The sequence below is a fragment of the Synechococcus sp. W70.1 genome, from assembly GCF_047461515.1.
Taxonomy (GTDB): domain Bacteria; phylum Cyanobacteriota; class Cyanobacteriia; order Thermostichales; family Thermostichaceae; genus Thermostichus.
Window position 1 is genome coordinate 24700 of record NZ_JANSHH010000013.1, and the last position, 15066, is coordinate 39765.

10 protein-coding genes and 1 tRNA gene are annotated in these 15066 nt (G+C 59.9%); 10 read left to right on the plus strand and 1 reads right to left on the minus strand.

Annotated features, from left to right (window positions below; translation table 11 throughout):
• The first annotated feature begins 12 nt into the window (after positions 1 to 12).
• The gene (locus NW808_RS02255; protein ID WP_414410685.1) at positions 13 to 1125 is read left to right on the plus strand and encodes an electron transfer flavoprotein subunit alpha/FixB family protein; all 1113 of its coding nucleotides are present in this window, start codon (positions 13 to 15) and stop codon (positions 1123 to 1125) included.
• Here the strand turns inward: NW808_RS02255 and NW808_RS02260 are convergent.
• Positions 1122 to 1415, minus strand: a complete 294-nt coding sequence (locus NW808_RS02260) for a YggT family protein (RefSeq protein WP_414396663.1) — start codon at positions 1413 to 1415, stop codon at positions 1122 to 1124. The two genes, NW808_RS02255 and NW808_RS02260, sit on opposite strands and share 4 nt — an antisense overlap.
• A gap of 172 nt (positions 1416 to 1587) precedes the next feature.
• On the opposite strand from NW808_RS02260, the gene NW808_RS02265 reads away from it, so the two are divergent.
• The 9 genes from NW808_RS02265 (at position 1588) to cbiT (ending at position 14834) form a co-directional block, all read left to right on the plus strand.
• Positions 1588 to 2727: a response regulator gene (locus NW808_RS02265; protein ID WP_414420138.1), complete on the plus strand. Its 1140-nt coding sequence runs from the start codon at positions 1588 to 1590 to the stop codon at positions 2725 to 2727.
• Positions 2728 to 3023: 296 nt separating this feature from the next.
• The gene (locus NW808_RS02270; protein WP_414410687.1) at positions 3024 to 3389 is read left to right on the plus strand and encodes a response regulator transcription factor; all 366 of its coding nucleotides are present in this window, start codon (positions 3024 to 3026) and stop codon (positions 3387 to 3389) included.
• 64 nt (positions 3390 to 3453) lie between these two features.
• A complete protein-coding gene (locus NW808_RS02275) occupies positions 3454 to 3972 on the plus strand; it encodes a CheW domain-containing protein (RefSeq protein ID WP_414396669.1) in 519 nt (172 codons plus the stop codon).
• A gap of 300 nt (positions 3973 to 4272) precedes the next feature.
• Positions 4273 to 6627: a methyl-accepting chemotaxis protein gene (locus NW808_RS02280; protein WP_414420139.1), complete on the plus strand. Its 2355-nt coding sequence runs from the start codon at positions 4273 to 4275 to the stop codon at positions 6625 to 6627.
• Between the two features lie 145 nt (positions 6628 to 6772).
• Positions 6773 to 11554: a response regulator gene (locus NW808_RS02285; RefSeq protein ID WP_414420140.1), complete on the plus strand. Its 4782-nt coding sequence runs from the start codon at positions 6773 to 6775 to the stop codon at positions 11552 to 11554.
• A gap of 91 nt (positions 11555 to 11645) precedes the next feature.
• Entirely contained in the window at positions 11646 to 12284 is a 639-nt protein-coding gene (locus NW808_RS02290; protein ID WP_414420141.1) for a DUF305 domain-containing protein, read from the plus strand.
• An 88-nt stretch (positions 12285 to 12372) separates the two neighbouring features.
• On the plus strand, positions 12373 to 13983 hold the full coding sequence (locus tag NW808_RS02295) for an apolipoprotein N-acyltransferase (protein ID WP_414420142.1): 1611 nt from the start codon (positions 12373 to 12375) through the stop codon (positions 13981 to 13983).
• A gap of 60 nt (positions 13984 to 14043) precedes the next feature.
• Positions 14044 to 14116, plus strand: a tRNA-Thr gene (locus NW808_RS02300).
• A 109-nt stretch (positions 14117 to 14225) separates the two neighbouring features.
• Complete coding sequence (cbiT, locus tag NW808_RS02305; RefSeq protein WP_414405802.1) at positions 14226 to 14834, plus strand: precorrin-6Y C5,15-methyltransferase subunit CbiT; 609 nt, start codon at positions 14226 to 14228, stop codon at positions 14832 to 14834.
• The last annotated feature ends 232 nt before the right edge of the window (positions 14835 to 15066 follow it).

Genomic DNA, 15066 nt, shown 5'->3' on the forward strand with positions numbered 1-15066 from the left:
GAGTCCCAACTTATGGATAGCAAGCGGGTAGTGGTCTTTGCCGAGCAAGTAGACGGGGAGCTACAGCCCATCGCTCTGGAGTTGTTAGGAGCGGGGCGACGGCTAGCGGACAAGCTAGGAGGGATCCTGAGTGCCCTTGTCCTTGGGCACAACATCGCCCACTTGCCCTCCCTTCTCATCGGCCACGGGGCGGATCAAGTCTTCATTGCCGATCACCCAGAGCTGGCTCAATACCGCACTCTGCCTTACCGCCGCGTCATCGTGGATCTCATCAAAAGCTGGCCTCAGCCGCCCCACATCCTGCTGTTTGGGGCCACCACCACTGGCCGCGACTTGGCCCCCCGCTTGGCAGCCCACCTGGAAACGGGCTTGACCGCCGATTGCACCGAGCTGGACATCGGCCCCTTTGAGTACACCAACAGCAGAGATCCCAGCAAGGCTGGCTTCTTCCCCGCCTGCCTGTACGCCATTCGGCCCAGCTTTGGCGAATCGCTCAAAGCCCGCATTCTTGGACCTTGGAAGAATCCGCAAATGGCCACGGTGCGCCCTGGGGTGATGCTGCCCCTGCCGTGGGACGGATCTCGCCAGGGGGAGGTGATCCCGGTGCCGGTTAACCTGAAGCCGGAGGATCTAAAGTTGCACATTGTGGAAACGGTGCGCAACCTTTCCCAGGCAGTGGATCTCAGCCGCGCCAAAGTCATCGTTGCAGGCGGCTACGGCCTGGGATGCGCGGAAGGCTTTGAGCTGATGAGGGAGCTAGCCGCCTGTTTCCCCAACAGCGCCGTTGGCTCTTCTCGCAAGGCTGTCGATGCCGGCTGGATCCCCTATGCCCATCAGGTAGGCCAAACGGGGAAAACTGTCCGTCCCCAGCTCTACATTGCCTGTGGCATCTCGGGAGCCATCCAGCACCGAGTTGGCATGGACAAGTCCCAGCTCATCATCGCCATCAACAAGGACAGCTCCGCCCCCATCTTCAAATTTGCCCACTACGGCATTGTGGGGGATCTCTACCAGGTGGTGCCAGAGCTAATTCGGCACCTGAAACAGGCTCAGGAGGAGAGGCGAGAAGGAGCCAATGTCCAACAACCCTTCCAGCAGCGGCTCCCTCTTCTACAAAGGCCCTAGAAAGACGGGTGTAGGGCCATCGTTAGCAGACCCTGCTGCCCCAGCAACAGCTCCCGCAACAGGGTTACTAGGCCCACCCAAACCACAGGCGCCATGTCCACACCCCCTAGAGGCGGGATCAGGCGGCGTGTCGGGCGCAACAGAAACTCGGTTAGGCCGACCACCAGGGAGTAGGGAAGGCGGGAAGTATCCAGTTGCGGATACCAGGACAGGAAAATGCGCAGCACAAACAGCACGGTGTAGGTTGCCAACAGCGGACCTAGCACCCAGGCAGCGAATATCGGCAGCATACGTCTTGCAGGAACTAGGGGATTCGGAGCCCAACGGGGATGTAGGCGCTCGGCTCTAACCTTAGACTCAGCTTCTTAAAACTTTAACTCCATTTCCAAGATAGTCCTACAGGCAGCCGTTAGAGACTAGCGCCATAATGGTCGTATCTTACTGACTGCAGGGAGGGATCCCATGCAGGGAAGACTCCAAGAGATCGATATCCGCAGCATTCTCCAGCTGATCGAGTTGGGCCAGCGCACCGGCGAACTTTTCGTGGAGGCAAACTCTTCCCTCTACTGGTTTATCTTCTTCCTCAATGGGCGGATCATCTATGCCTCTGAAGGCGAAGGCAACGTTGCTCGTCTCAGGGACTACCTGCGCCGCTTCCAGCTCGAAGCTGCCTTAGACGAAATTCAGATGCCACCCAAAGCAGCGGTGAATATCCCTGAGTACAGCTGCCTCTGGTCTTTGCTGGAAAGCCACAAGCTCAACCCCAACCAAGGTAAGCAAATCCTGCTGGGCATGGTGCGGGAAGTCCTCTTTGATCTGCTCAGCCTTCACCACGGCTCCTTTATTTTCGAGGCCGGCCCTCCTCTGGCCCCCCAACTGACCACCTTCCCGGTCACTTCCCTGCTCGCTGAGATGGTGACCCAAGTGCAGGAGTGGAAGAAGCTGCATCCCTACATCCAGACTCCCAACCAAGCCCCCACCATCGTCAACCCCCTGCCCCTCCAGCAAACCCTGCCAGCCGCCGTCTTCAAAGCTCTGAGTGAGTGGTCAGACGGCAAAACCAGCATTCGCCAGATGGCCCGCTACCTGGGCCGAGACATCCTGCTAGTGGCCAAAGCCTTCTATCCCTATGTGCAGCAGGGGGCAATCCACCTGTCCGAGCCTGTTCCCCTTGCTGGTCCCAAGCCTAGTAGACCCCTCAAACCTAGCGACAAGCCTGCTCACATCCTCTGCATCGACGATTCCATGGCCATCCAAAAAACCGTGGAGTTCATCCTGCAAAACGAGGGCTACCAGGTTACCACCATTGGCAACCCCCTCAAAGCTCTGGGACAGGTGTTTCTCCTCAACCCCGACATGATTCTCTGCGATGTGGCCATGCCCAAGCTGGATGGGTATGAGCTGTGCGCCATGTTGCGCAAATCCAGCCAGTTCCATGAAACCCCCATCGTGATGCTCACCGGCAAGGATGGTTTTTCTGACCGAATTAAAGCCCGCATGGCGGGGGCCAACGAGTTTCTGAGCAAGCCCTTTTCTGAGAAGGAGTTGTTGACCGTCGTCGAATCCTACGTGGGCCCACCTCCCAAACAGGGCGGCGAATAGAATCAAACGGGAGAGGGAATACTGGACGGAGGAATGCCGCATCGAAACAATAGGGGTAGCACGGCTGGCCCACAGCCCCAGAGCTGAGCAATAGGCTTCAGTCGCAGCAGGCCAACGGCTGGGGGGTGCAAGCGATGGTCAAAGTGATAGTGGACAACAAGTTACCTACCTGGAGGCCACGCAGGAACGGCTACGAAGTGCTCCGGTGAAAGGAAATGAAAGCACCCGACATGTTTGCGGAGTCTTTGCTCCACCAATTAGGTTAATGGTTAAGAGATCAAGGAGACCGGCCAAAAATGAGTCGCATTTTGGTGGTAGAAGATAGCCAATCCCAGCGGGAGATGATCAGTAAGCTGCTGCAGGAAAACGGCTTCGAGGTCATGACCGTGGAAGATGGAGTGGAAGCTGTAGAGGCGGTAAAGCAGAACAAACCCGACCTGATTGTGCTGGACATCGTCATGCCCCGCATGAACGGCTACGAGGTGTGCCGTCTTCTCAAAGCTGACCCGCTTACTCAGAACACTCCAATTGTCATGTGCTCTTCCAAGGGTGAAGAAGCTGACCGCTACTGGGGGCTGCGCCAGGGAGCAGATGCCTATGTCGTCAAGCCTTTTCAGCCGCAGGAACTGGTGGGTACGATTAAGCGATTACTAAGGGGCTAGCCCGCTTCCTGAGCAAGGGAGCGGTGGCCACCTCTCCACAGGATCATCCACAGGGGGGAGCATCATGGTGGGGGATCTGGACTTATTGATGGGGGACGAAACCCAAGAATTGAGAGAAATTGAGGCTCCTGAAGGTGAGCTATTCCTGAAATTCAAGGTTGCTACCGGCGAAGAATTTGCATTGCCGGCAGTATCAATTGTGGAAGTGATGAGCATTGGCCCTGAGAAGATTACCCCCATGCCCAATGTGGTACCGGTTTTGCTGGGCACACTCAACTTGCGGGGTGAAGTGATCTGGGTTGCAGACCTGGGGCAATTCTTGGGGATCAGTCCCCCCCTCAATCTTGAGCGTGCCGAGCTGCCTGTGGTGGCTGTGATGGATCAACAGGATTTGCTGATGGGATTGGCTGTGGACTCCATTGGGGGCATGGAGTGGCTCAAGACGGAATCGCTGCAACCTGTTCAGAAGGCTCCTGAGTCGCTAGCTCCCTTCTTGCGCGGAGAATGGGTGATGCCAGAGACAGGGGCTCACTTGCCGTTCCTGGATCCGTCGGCCATCCTGAAATCTAATCGGTGGGGCTGATGAGGAGCCGCCTATAAGTTCGCCAGGGAAAGGAGGATGTATAGTTCTTATCGAGATTGCTCCCTAGACAGGGGAAACAGCTTGGAGCCTGTTCCCAAGAGATTTGCCCCAAGCTTGCTGGGGATGTGTTGCACTAGCTCTTGCCCCCAAAGCTTTAGGGTTGGAGGGGAAAAGCAGTCCATGAGCATATTACTACAGCTTTATGGCGACCTAGCGACTTTGAGGGGTGGGTATGGGGTGAGTTCTGTGCATTGAGGCTAAAGCAGTCCCAGAGGTAGCCAAGCAGGGAAGGGAGGAGCCATGGTTTCCAGCGCAAACAATCAGAGAGACTTCACTGAGGGAATGGTTGCCTTTTGGCGGGGAGACTACGCTGAGGCAGTGCGTCTATTCAGCCAGGTGGCCGCTGCTCAACCTCAGGATACGGCGGTCAAGCTGTTGCTGGCTTCGGCCCAGAAGCAAGCAGGGCAACTGCGGGAAGCCCGCCATACCTACGATACCATCCTCAAAACAGCCAGCGATCCTGAGGATCTGGAAGCAGCCCGTAGGGGCCTGGAGGAGCTGTTGCAGGTGGCGCCGGAGCTAGCAGAGGCTCCCCCTTTACCGCAGGAGGACGAGCTTCAGCCTCGGGAGGGGTTTGCTGCTCAACTGGAGGAGTCGGATCCTTTTTCCCAGTTTGCGTTTGAGGAGAGGAGAGAAGCTGGGGCCGATCCCCTTGCTGCGGAGAGCAACAGCTTTGGAGAATTTGCCGAACCTTTCGAGACGAGACTCTCAGTGGAGCCAGCAGCCCCGTTGGGCTCCTCTCAGCCCCTGCCCACGACTCCTCGAACAACGGGAGGGGGTGTGAAGCAACCTCAGGCAGAGCCGATGCTCGAGGACGACTTTGCCTTCCTCAACGAGTTTGAGCAACAGCCGCAAGATCTGGAAAGCGATGCTGTTACTCAATTGGCTAGCGGTGCCGATTTTCCCGAGGAGATAGGCTTTTCTCTACCCACTTTTGAGGAAGGGGGATCCCTAGAGGGGAGCTTGCCAACGGAATTGGCCGCCCCCATGAGCGAGCCGATCCCCGCGCCCGATGAAGATACAGCCAGCGCTGGCTCTACGGTGCTCTTTGAGCCTGACGAGTTGGACAGCTTGGATCGCGAACTGGCCGGCACAGGCAGGAGCGAGCCGGCGGACCTCGGCGCCGATGAGGGCAAGACAGGAGAAACGGCTAGAACGCTACAAAGCTTGCCGACTCTCTCCGTCCCTCTCCCCAGCATACCTGGAGGGGAACTGCCTAGCCGACTGACAGCCAATCAGCTGACCCTGGCGCTGATGCAAGGGGTGGTCAGTTTGGCTGCCGGCTTGGCCATTGGCCTAGGGATCCCAGCCAACGGTGGAGCCCGCCTGCTGGCCGGCGTAGTTGGCGGGGGGGTCATTGGCACAGGAGTTGGGGCTGTCCTTGCCTCCCGCCATGCCCAGCGCCTTCGCGCCACTACCCAAGAGCTGGCCGGACACTTTGCCGCCCTGGCCCAGGGGAATTATTCCGTGCGGGCAGAGGCAAGAGGAGATGACGAGCTGGGGCGCTTGGCCGACAGCTTCAACCGGATGGCTGCTGCCCTGGAGGCCCATTTTGCTGACCTCAGCCAGCGGGCTGCTGAACAGGGGCAGGCTAAGGAAGACTTGCAACGCCAAGTGATCCGCCTCCTGGACGATGTGGAGGGGGCAGCCCGCGGGGACTTGACGGTGCGGGCGGAGGTTACCGCTGACGTGCTCGGAGCTGTTGCTGACTCTTTCAACCTGACCATTAGAAGCCTGCGGGACATCGTGATTCAGGTGAAGCGGGCCGCAGCCGCTGTGAACGATGCAGCTTTACAGAGCGAGGACTTTGCCCGCAACCTTTCTGCCGACGCCCTGCGCCAGGCGGAGGAGATTTCCAACTCCCTCAACTCCATTCAGGAGATGACAGACTCCATTCAGGAGGTGGCTGGCAATGCTCGCGAGGCAGCCAATGTCGCTGCCCAGGCCACAGAGGCAGCTGCCCGGGGCGGAGAAGCCGTGGATCGCACGGTGGCCAGCATCCTGGAGATTCGGGAAGTGGCAGCAGAGGCGACCCGCAAGGTGAAACGCTTGGCAGAATCCTCCCAGGAGATCTCCAAGATTGTGGCTTTGATCTCACAAATTGCCTCGCGCACCAACCTGCTTGCCCTCAACGCCAGTATCGAGGCCGCGCGGGCCGGCGAGGCGGGGCGGGGCTTTGCCATTGTGGCCGATGAGGTGCGACAACTGGCTGACCGAGCCGCCAAAGCTTCGAAAGAGATCGAGCAGATTGTGCTGCAGATCCAGTCGGAGACCAGCAACGTCATGACAGCCATGGAAGAGGGAACCCAGGTGGTGATCGAGGGAACAAGGCGGGCTGAGCAGGCCAAAAACAGTCTGGACGAGATCATCGAGGTCAGCCACCAGATTGATAGGTTGGTGCGGGCCATTTCTCAGGCTACCGTACAACAAACAGAGACCTCTCGCGCTGTGGCCCACCTCATGCAATCAGTGGCGCTGACAGCCAACGAGACATCCGAAGAGGCGCAGAAAGTGGCTGCTTCGCTGCAGCAGTTGGTGGGCATTGCCCGTGAGCTTCAAGCTTCCGTGGGTCGCTTCCGAGTGGGAGATGAATGAGCAAATTTGCCTGGCTCGCGGGCACTCTAGGGAGTAAGGATCCCGAGTCTCCTTGGGAGCCCCCTGCCAATCAGCGCAGAGGCAAGTTTTCCTGTGTCCAATTTGTTACTACTAAAACTGTGGGCCGTAGGAGGAGCCTCCTGCCATGAATGAAGAAGCACAAAAGCGGATTCTCAACTATTTCATCGAAGAGGCCCGCGACCACTTGGCCACTATCGAGCAAGGGCTCCTCAGCTTGCGGGACACGGTCGGCGACCCTGAGCAAATCAATGAGCTATTCCGAGCTGCTCACTCCATCAAGGGGGGAGCAGCCATGCTGGGCCTTACCAGCATTCAGCGAACAGCCCACCGCCTAGAAGACTTCTTTAACATCTTTCGCTCTCGTCCGGGCGAGGTGCCAGTGGATCAGCACCTGGAAACACTGCTGCTGCAGGTCTTTGATGGTCTGACGGCGCTCTTGGACGAGCTGCAGAGCCCCCAAGGCCTCACCCAGGAGTTCAGCGCTTCCACTTTGGCAGGATTGGAGCCAGTTTTTCAGGAGGCCGAAAAGCACATTCGCAGTCTTCTGGGCGAAGGCCCCCCCTCCATTCCCGCTCCGGCTGTTGCCCCGCCGTCGGCAGCTCGCAGCCTTCAGCAGGAGATGGTGGAAGTGGTGCCGCAGCAGTTGCGGCAGATGTTGGAGCTGTTCAAGCAAGGGGATCAGCCGGGCGTGCGCGAGCAGTTGCGGGAGGCAAATGCCGTCCTCAAGCAAATCGGGCAAACTCATCACTTGAAAGGTTGGCAACAGCTCACAGAAACTTTCGAGCAAGCGCTGGGCAACCCCAATGCCGATCTGCGAACGCTGGCGTTGATTGCCCTGCGGGACTTCAAGCAAGGGCAGCAGTTGATCTTGGCAGGCAGGGCTGAGGAGGTGAGTGCCTCGGCAGAATTGCAGCAGCTGGCCCGCCCGGCAGCGCCGGCTGCACCCTCTAATCCCTTGGACGTGGTGATCCAGCAGCGGATCCCGGCCCTACTGCGCCAGATGCTGGAGCTGTTCAAACGGCCCGACGACCCCGCTACGCGGCCCGCCTTGCAGAGCATCGCCCAATCCCTGCAGGAGGTGGAGCAAGCCGAGGGTGTGGATCTGGGCGGCTGGACAGCCCTAGCGCGCCTGGTTGGGGAGATTTTGGCAGATCCTGCCCAAGATTTACGGCAGGTGGCTCTGCCAGTGTTGCGAGATCTTAAGCAGGGCCACCAGGCTCTGGCTAGCGGAGCAGCCCAGAGCATCCAGCCCTCTGCAGAGTTGTTGGCCTTCCGCCGCGTGCCGACAGTTGCTGAGGAGGCTGAGTCAGAACTGTCCTCTGCCGAACCCGAGGCTGTCCTCTCTGCTCCGGCTCTAAGCCGAGAATCTGGGTTAGAGGAAGCCCTAGAAGCCGAAAGCCAAGAAACAGAACACCCAGAGCTAGGCCGGCCGGAGATGCCTGCCGAGAAGGGGATAGAGGAAGACGGGCAAGCGGCCGCCGACCTTACCCAGGAAGGCCTTGCTGGCTCCGCAGAGATGAACTGGCTTCAGGAGGAGGGGGCGCCACGAGCCGACTGGGCCGTGGGTGGAGGTGACTTCGACGCCACTCCCTTGAGTTTGGAGGAAGAAGTCTCCTTGGCCTTTGAGGAGCTGTTTGCCAACGCGGAACAGCTATCCGATATCGAAGAACTTCCACCAGAGCTGATCCCTCCTGCCTCTGAACTCTCCTCAGCAGCGTTCGAGGAGCTCATCCCAGAAGAGAGGAGAGCGGAAGCGGATCTGGCAGCGCTGTTTGCGGAAGTGGTGGGCGAAGCCACAGCGGAGGCTGGCTCTGCTGAGCGGACAGAGGCTGAGGACACAGGTCAAGCTCTCTGGAACGTCACCGAAGAGGAGTTGACGGCCCAAGCACCTGCGGAAAGGCCTACGGCGAGCCTCGACTTTGCGGCTGCAAGTGGTGGAGTGGAGGCCCCGTTTGAGCTGGAGGAGCTAGCCGTTGAGAGTTCTCCCTTGCCTGACTTGGAGTCAACTCCCAGGGTGGAGCCTTGGGCAGAGGTCGAGGAGGGATCCCCTGCCGAGGAGAGCCTAGAGGATCTTCTTGGGGCGGCAGAGCTGGCCTGGTCGGAAGCAGCTGAGCAGTCCGAAGGCCTCGAGGAGCCAGAGGTTGCGGCAGCCCAGGGCTTCACGGCTGAGCTGAGCCTGGCTGAGCTCTTGGCTAGTGAGACGGTGGAGGCCCCAGAAAACCAGGAGGAGTGGGCGCTCCTGGAGCAGATGTTTCCAGCCCCAGAAGAGGAGCCTTCTGCAGCAGCTGCTGCCTCTTTCTCGGAGGATTCTCTCAACCGTCTCGAGGCGTTGTTTACCGAGGAGGCCGAGGCCGAAGAGCTGGGCAGGGGGGCTGGCGAACCTTCATCGGCTGTGGATACTGATGGCGACAGCCAGATCGATCTGGAGGAGCTGAGCCGGTTCTTTGCCGCAGCGGCAGACACGCAGGAAGGAGCCTCCCTGGGTGACCTAGAAGCCTCGCCAGCAAGCAACTTAGCTGCAGAAGTTCCGCCAGAGGTAGCAGAGGAGGGTAGGGCTCTGCAGTCAGCAGAGGAAGACCTGGCCAGGCAACTGGAAAGCCTGTTTGCCGAGGATGAGTCCTTGGCTGCCCCGGGCGCAACTGTGGCTGAGGGCAAGATGCAGACCCCGGCAGAAGAAGCTTTAGAAGGCTCCTCGAGCCCCAGCCTGGACGATCTGGCTGCTCTCTTTGATGCTGCTGAACCAGCAGTGACTCCTAAGCTGGAAGAGGCTACTGCTCCCCCTGCGGAAGCCGCCAGCGACTTCGCAGCCCAACTGGAATTGCTCCTAGGCGACCTCGAGGTCGCTCCCCAGGCTTCTGCTGCGCCTTCTCCCCCTGCTGTTACTGCTCCAGCAGCCACCCCAGCAGTACCCGCTACGCCAGCAACACCGGCCGGCCGGCGGGCTGCCCTAGGTAGCTCTGTAATGCGGGTGGAGGTGCGTCACCTGGACTTCATCAACAACTTGGTGGGAGAGCTGGTTGTCATTCGCAATAGCATAGAGCAAAACCAAACTCGTCTGCGCCAATTTCTCGATGGCCTATTGAGCCGTGTCCAGCAGCTTGGGGAGCTGGGCCAGCGCATGCGGGATCAGTACGACCGCTCCCTGCTGGAAGCAGCGCTGTTTTCTGGCCGCAGGAGCACGGCAGCAGTGGGCTCCAGTCGCAACGGCGAGGGATCCAGCCGCGCCAGAGTAGGTCACTCCACAGGCCAGGAGTTTGACAAGCTGGAGATGGACCAGTTTACGGCCTTCCACGCCCTGGCCCAGGAGATTATCGAGCTCATTGTGCGGGTGCGTGAGTCTTCCTCCGATATTGAGTTTGCGGTGAATGAGGCGGAGCAGATTGCCCGCCAGTTCCGGCAGGTCACTGCCCAACTGCAAGAGGGCCTGAACCGAGCGCGCATGGTGCCTTTTGCGCAAATTGCCGACCGCTTGCCCCGAGCTGTTCGCGACCTCTCCCTCAAAACCGGTAAGCAGGCCAGCCTGGTGGTGGAAGGCCGGGACACCCTTATCGACAAGGCCATTCTGGAAGAGCTCTCCGACCCGCTAACCCACCTGGTGAACAACGCCCTGGTGCACGGGATCGAGCCGCCGGAAGAGCGGCGCCGCTTGGGCAAGCCCCCTGAGGGCAAGATCACCGTCAAGGCTTTCTACCAGGGCAACCAAGCCATCATTGTCGTCTCCGACGACGGGGCGGGGATCCCGGTGGAGAAGGTCAAGGCCAAGGCGCAAAGGTTGGGGCTGCTGTCAGAGGAAGCAACCGAAGACGAGGTATTTGGGGTTCTCTTCCACCCCGGCTTCAGCAGCCGTGAGGCTAGCGAGGTAGACGATCTGGCTGGGCGAGGGGTTGGCTTGGATGTGGTGCGGCGCAACATCACTGCACTGCGCGGCAGCATTCAGGTGGATTCTGTGCGCGGCAGGGGCACCACCTTCACCATCTGCCTGCCGCTCACTCTGAGCATTTCCAAGGCGATGGTGTGTGTCAGCGACAAGGCCCTGATTGCCTTCCCCCTCGACGGCGTGGAGGAGATGCTGGATGTTCCCGTCGACGCCGTGCAGCCTGATGAGCAGGGACGGCCCACCATTCCCTGGCGGGATCAGCGTCTTCCCTTCCAGCCCCTCTCCAGCTTGTTGTCCTACAGCCGCAGCCACAGCCGCAGCCGCTCTGAGGTCTATACCGTCACCCAGGAGGAGGGTATCATTCCCATCGTTGTCCTCCAAAGTGCGGGCCAGTACCTTGCTCTGCAGGTGGACAGCTTTGTGGAAGAGCAGGAGATCGTGATCAAGCAACTGCGCGGCCCTGTGCCCAAACCGCCGGGAATCTCTGGGGTAACGGTGTTGGGGAACGGGCGGGTGCTGCCGATTGCGGACGTCCTCGAGCTGGTGGATATGGCTCAAGGCCGCCGTCGCGATCTCAGCCGCCTCTGGGCAGAGCGTCGCGCTGAGGAGCCAAGGGCCGAGGAGACCCATCAAACCACGGTGCTCATTGTGGACGACTCGATTACCGTGCGAGAGCTGCTCTCCATGTCCTTCCAAAAGGTGGGCTACCGGGTGGAGCAGGCCCGCGATGGCCAGGATGCCTGGGAAAAGCTCCGCGGCGGCTTGCGCTGCGATCTCGTCTTCTGCGACATCGAGATGCCGCGCATGGACGGTCTAGAGTTGCTCTCCCGCATACGGGCAGACAGCAACCTCAAGCATATTCCGGTAGCTATGCTCACCTCGCGGGGGGCAGAACGACACCGGCAAACAGCCCGGGAGCTGGGGGCCACTGCCTACTTCACCAAGCCTTACCTGGAGGAGGAGCTGCTCAGCGCTGCTGCCCGCATGCTGCAAGGGGAGCAGTTGTTGAAGCCTGCCCCCCCTTCCTGAAGGGGCGACGCCAGGATCGCCAAAGGGCTTGACTCCAGAGGGGATTGGAAGGTGTAGGATATTGGCCTGTTGTCCTCGGAGGGAAGTGGCGATGCGCCTGACGGGCTGGGCTCTCATCCTGGCTGGTGGGTTTGTCCTGGGGGCTTCCTGGGCTGGCAGGGAGCTGGAGGCAACTGCTCATGAGAGCAAGGGGAAGGGGGAGCTCTCGATCCATAGAGCTCATCGGATAAGCCTAGGCCCTGCCAACGAATCCTTCGACCTGCGGTTTCTGGATGCGATGATCCTCCACCACGAGGGAGCGGTGAGCATGGCCGCGGAGGCCCTGCAAAAATCCCGGCGGCGGGAAATTCGTCAGTTAGCCAAGGATATCATGGCTGCCCAGAGCCAAGAAATCAAGCAGATGCAAGGCTGGCGGCTGAGCTGGTACCCGCAAGCTCCCCGGGATCCCGTCATGTGGCATGAAGAGATGGGCCACCAGATGGCCATGACTCCGGAGATGGCTGCTGCCATGCGCATGGATACCAACCTGGGATCCGCTGACCCTGAGTTTGACCTGCGCTTCCTGCAAGCCATGATCCAGCACCACGAAGGAGCCCTGGTCATGGCTAGAGAGGCTCTGGAAAAATCCAAGCGCCTCGAGATTCGGCAACTGGCAACAGCCATTGTCACTACCCAGCAGGCGGAGATTGAGCAAATGCGGGCCTGGCAAAAGCGGTGGTATCCGCGGTAGGGCCGCTGGGATAGAAAGATGAGGGGATGCGAGCAAGACCAGCTCTTACGGCTGCCCGCAGCACCCAAAGGATTTCCCCGTATTGCCCATGGCCCTGGAGCTGCCCTCCCTCCCTCAACACCCCGATTTGCTTCCACCGGTTCGCCAAGACCGGAGATCCCGCTGGCTGGCAGGGCTAGCTGTTTTGCTGCTGTGCTTGGGATCCCCCAACCGCTGGTTGCACTGGTTCCCAGGGGCACTACTGGGCCTAGCACCCCTGTTTTACCTCTGCGAACAGCAACAGGGGTGGAGGCGGTGGCGTTTGGCCTATGGCCTGTGGTTTTGCGTGTGCCTGTACGCCTTCTGGGTGGATCCCTTCTCCCTTCAAGTGCTCAGCGCCTGGGAAGTCTTGGGGGGAGTGGTGGTGGCCCCCCTGATTCCTCTGTTTTTCACAACGGCCACAGTTTTAAGTTTGCAGTGGAGCCAGCCGCTTCCCCCCTGGGCCCGTCCCCTAGGGGTGGCCACGGTCTGGACAGGGCTAGATGGGCTGCTGGGCCTGCTCCGCTGGCCGATTCCCTTCCACTGGGGATCCCTGCTGTTCGATTGGCCGCTGGGGATCCAAGTGGCTGATCTAGCGGGGATCTGGGGGGTGACCTTTTTTGCGGTCTTCGTCAACGGCGTGCTCTGGCAGTTGGCCCTCCAGCTTCCCCAGCTTTCCTTGCGGGGGGTGCTGAGTGCAGGGCGCAGAAACCCGGATTTCTGGCGGATCTTGGCCTGCGGCCTGGCTCTAGCAGGGCCAGTCTTGGCCTACGGGAGCGTGCGGCTAGCCTATTTCGATGTCCTGGCGGCAAAAGGAGGGAATCCCAGCTTTCGCGTGGGGACGGTGCAGCAGGTGGCCTGGCTAGAAGCCGATCGCAGTTGGGACTACCGCAGCCAGCGCTACCGCGAGCTGCACCAGCTTTCGGCCCAAGCGGTGGCCGAGGGGGCCCAGTTGGTGATCTGGCCAGAAGGAGCGCTGCGGGCCCGCCTGCTGAACACCCCGCTACAACCCTATGTGATCGAGCCCATGCAAGCCATCCTTCCCCCTGAAGGGGCCTTGATTACCGGGGCAACGGAGCCCGATCCCCGAACGGTACATCTGCCAGAGGAGGAGCAGCGGTTTTTCAACACAGCCCTCCTCTTCAACGCCCAGGGCCAGGTGCAGGATTGGTTTGGCAAGCAGTGGATCTTCCCCTACTTCGAGTCGGGCCGCTACGTGCCCTCTCCCGATGGCTATCGGCCGCTAGCAGGAGGAGAGCTGTTTGGGCCTTTGGGGGTGATGATCTGCCTGGAGAGCGTCTTGCCTGCCCCCAGCCGAGCTCTAACTCGTGCGGGAGCGGAGTCGTTGATCGTGATCTCCGACAGCAGCTGGTTTGGCAACAGCCACTGGCCCATGCTCCACGGCCGGCTTTCGGTCTTTCGGGCGGTTGAAAACCGGCGCAGCGTGGTTTTTGTCAACAACACCGGCGGCAACTTGGTGGTGGATCCCTCCGGTCGAATACAACGCGTGGGCCCGATTTTTCAGCGCGGAGTGGTTACTGGAGAGGTGAGGCGGCAATCCCAGCTAACCTTCTACACGCGCACAGGCGACTGGCTGGCCTGGTTGACCTTAGGCCTTTCTCTGGGATTGAAGGCCTGGGGATCCCGAGCCAAGCCAGGATACGCTAAAATTCTCAGGTAGGGTTAGGGCTTTGCGGCAGGCAGTGCCTAGCTCCGCTTAAATGGAATCCGAGCCCTCCTTGCTGATGTAGCTCAGTTGGTAGAGCAGCTCACTCGTAATGAGCAGGTCATCGGTTCGAGTCCGATCATCAGCTTCAAAACCTGCCTTAGCTTTACAAGGGCTGTGGGGCGGGAGGGGCTGCCCCCTAAGGTTGGCTAGGTGATCAAGCTGTCTCCTTACCTTCCCGGCCGCAGTTTTTGGCAATGACAACCCCTTTTCCTTGGCCCTACCGCACCCCCGGCATTCCAGACTCTGCCTTTGAGCGGATCCCGGGGATCCCTATGAGCCCCCGCGAGGTGCGGGTGCTAGTGCTGAGCCAGTTACGCTTGGGAGAAGACCACTGCCTATGGGATATCGGCGCTGGCACTGGCACCATTGCCATCGAGGCGGCTATTCTCTGCCCCCGCGCTTGCGTGATTGCCATCGAGCGTGATGCTGAGGTGGTCAGCTTGATTGAGAGTAACTGCCAGAAATTTGGCCTCAGCAACGTGCAAGTTATCCAGGGCACTGCTCCCGAGTGTCTGCATCAGCTTTCTCCGCCCCCCGACCGCCTCTGCATTGAAGGGGGCCATCCCCTCCGCCAGATCCTAGAGGCTGCTTGGCACTATCTCAAACCCAACGGCCGAGTCGTGGCCACTACCAATTCGCTAGAAGATCTCTACGGCCTCTCCGCCGGCCTGGCTGCGGTGGGAGCCCACCAGGTTGAAGTTATCCAGGCAGCAGTAAACCGTCTGGAGTCGCGAGGCCGCACCCAACTGTTGCTGGCTTTGGATCCTACTTTTGTGTTAAGCGGAGAGAAAAGCTCTAAATAGCTTGAGAGGTTTCTTCTCCGCTGCTTGCAAAGCTTTTTCTAAAGCAATGTGAATCAACCAAACCGAACCACCAGGACTCCAATTTTCTCCAGCTGCAGAGGGCAATGGAGAGATTTCACGTCCCCTTTCCAGAGTTGCAGGCAGTAAGGCTGGAGCAGCTGTTGACTCGACCTGCAGCGACTTGAATGCTATGGGGACTGGGGCATTGGCAATCGCTGCCGACAGGAAGTGA

Coding starts and splice junctions, on each gene's coding strand:
- NW808_RS02285 (WP_414420140.1), top strand. CDS start 6,773: ATGAATGAAGAAGCACAAAAGCGGATTCTCAACTATTTCATCGAAGAG.
- NW808_RS02275 (WP_414396669.1), top strand. CDS start 3,454: ATGGTGGGGGATCTGGACTTATTGATGGGGGACGAAACCCAAGAATTG.
- cbiT (WP_414405802.1), top strand. CDS start 14,226: ATGACAACCCCTTTTCCTTGGCCCTACCGCACCCCCGGCATTCCAGAC.
- NW808_RS02295 (WP_414420142.1), top strand. CDS start 12,373: ATGGCCCTGGAGCTGCCCTCCCTCCCTCAACACCCCGATTTGCTTCCA.
- NW808_RS02280 (WP_414420139.1), top strand. CDS start 4,273: ATGGTTTCCAGCGCAAACAATCAGAGAGACTTCACTGAGGGAATGGTT.
- NW808_RS02270 (WP_414410687.1), top strand. CDS start 3,024: ATGAGTCGCATTTTGGTGGTAGAAGATAGCCAATCCCAGCGGGAGATG.
- NW808_RS02290 (WP_414420141.1), top strand. CDS start 11,646: ATGCGCCTGACGGGCTGGGCTCTCATCCTGGCTGGTGGGTTTGTCCTG.
- NW808_RS02265 (WP_414420138.1), top strand. CDS start 1,588: ATGCAGGGAAGACTCCAAGAGATCGATATCCGCAGCATTCTCCAGCTG.
- NW808_RS02255 (WP_414410685.1), top strand. CDS start 13: ATGGATAGCAAGCGGGTAGTGGTCTTTGCCGAGCAAGTAGACGGGGAG.
- NW808_RS02260 (WP_414396663.1), bottom strand. CDS start 1,415: ATGCTGCCGATATTCGCTGCCTGGGTGCTAGGTCCGCTGTTGGCAACC.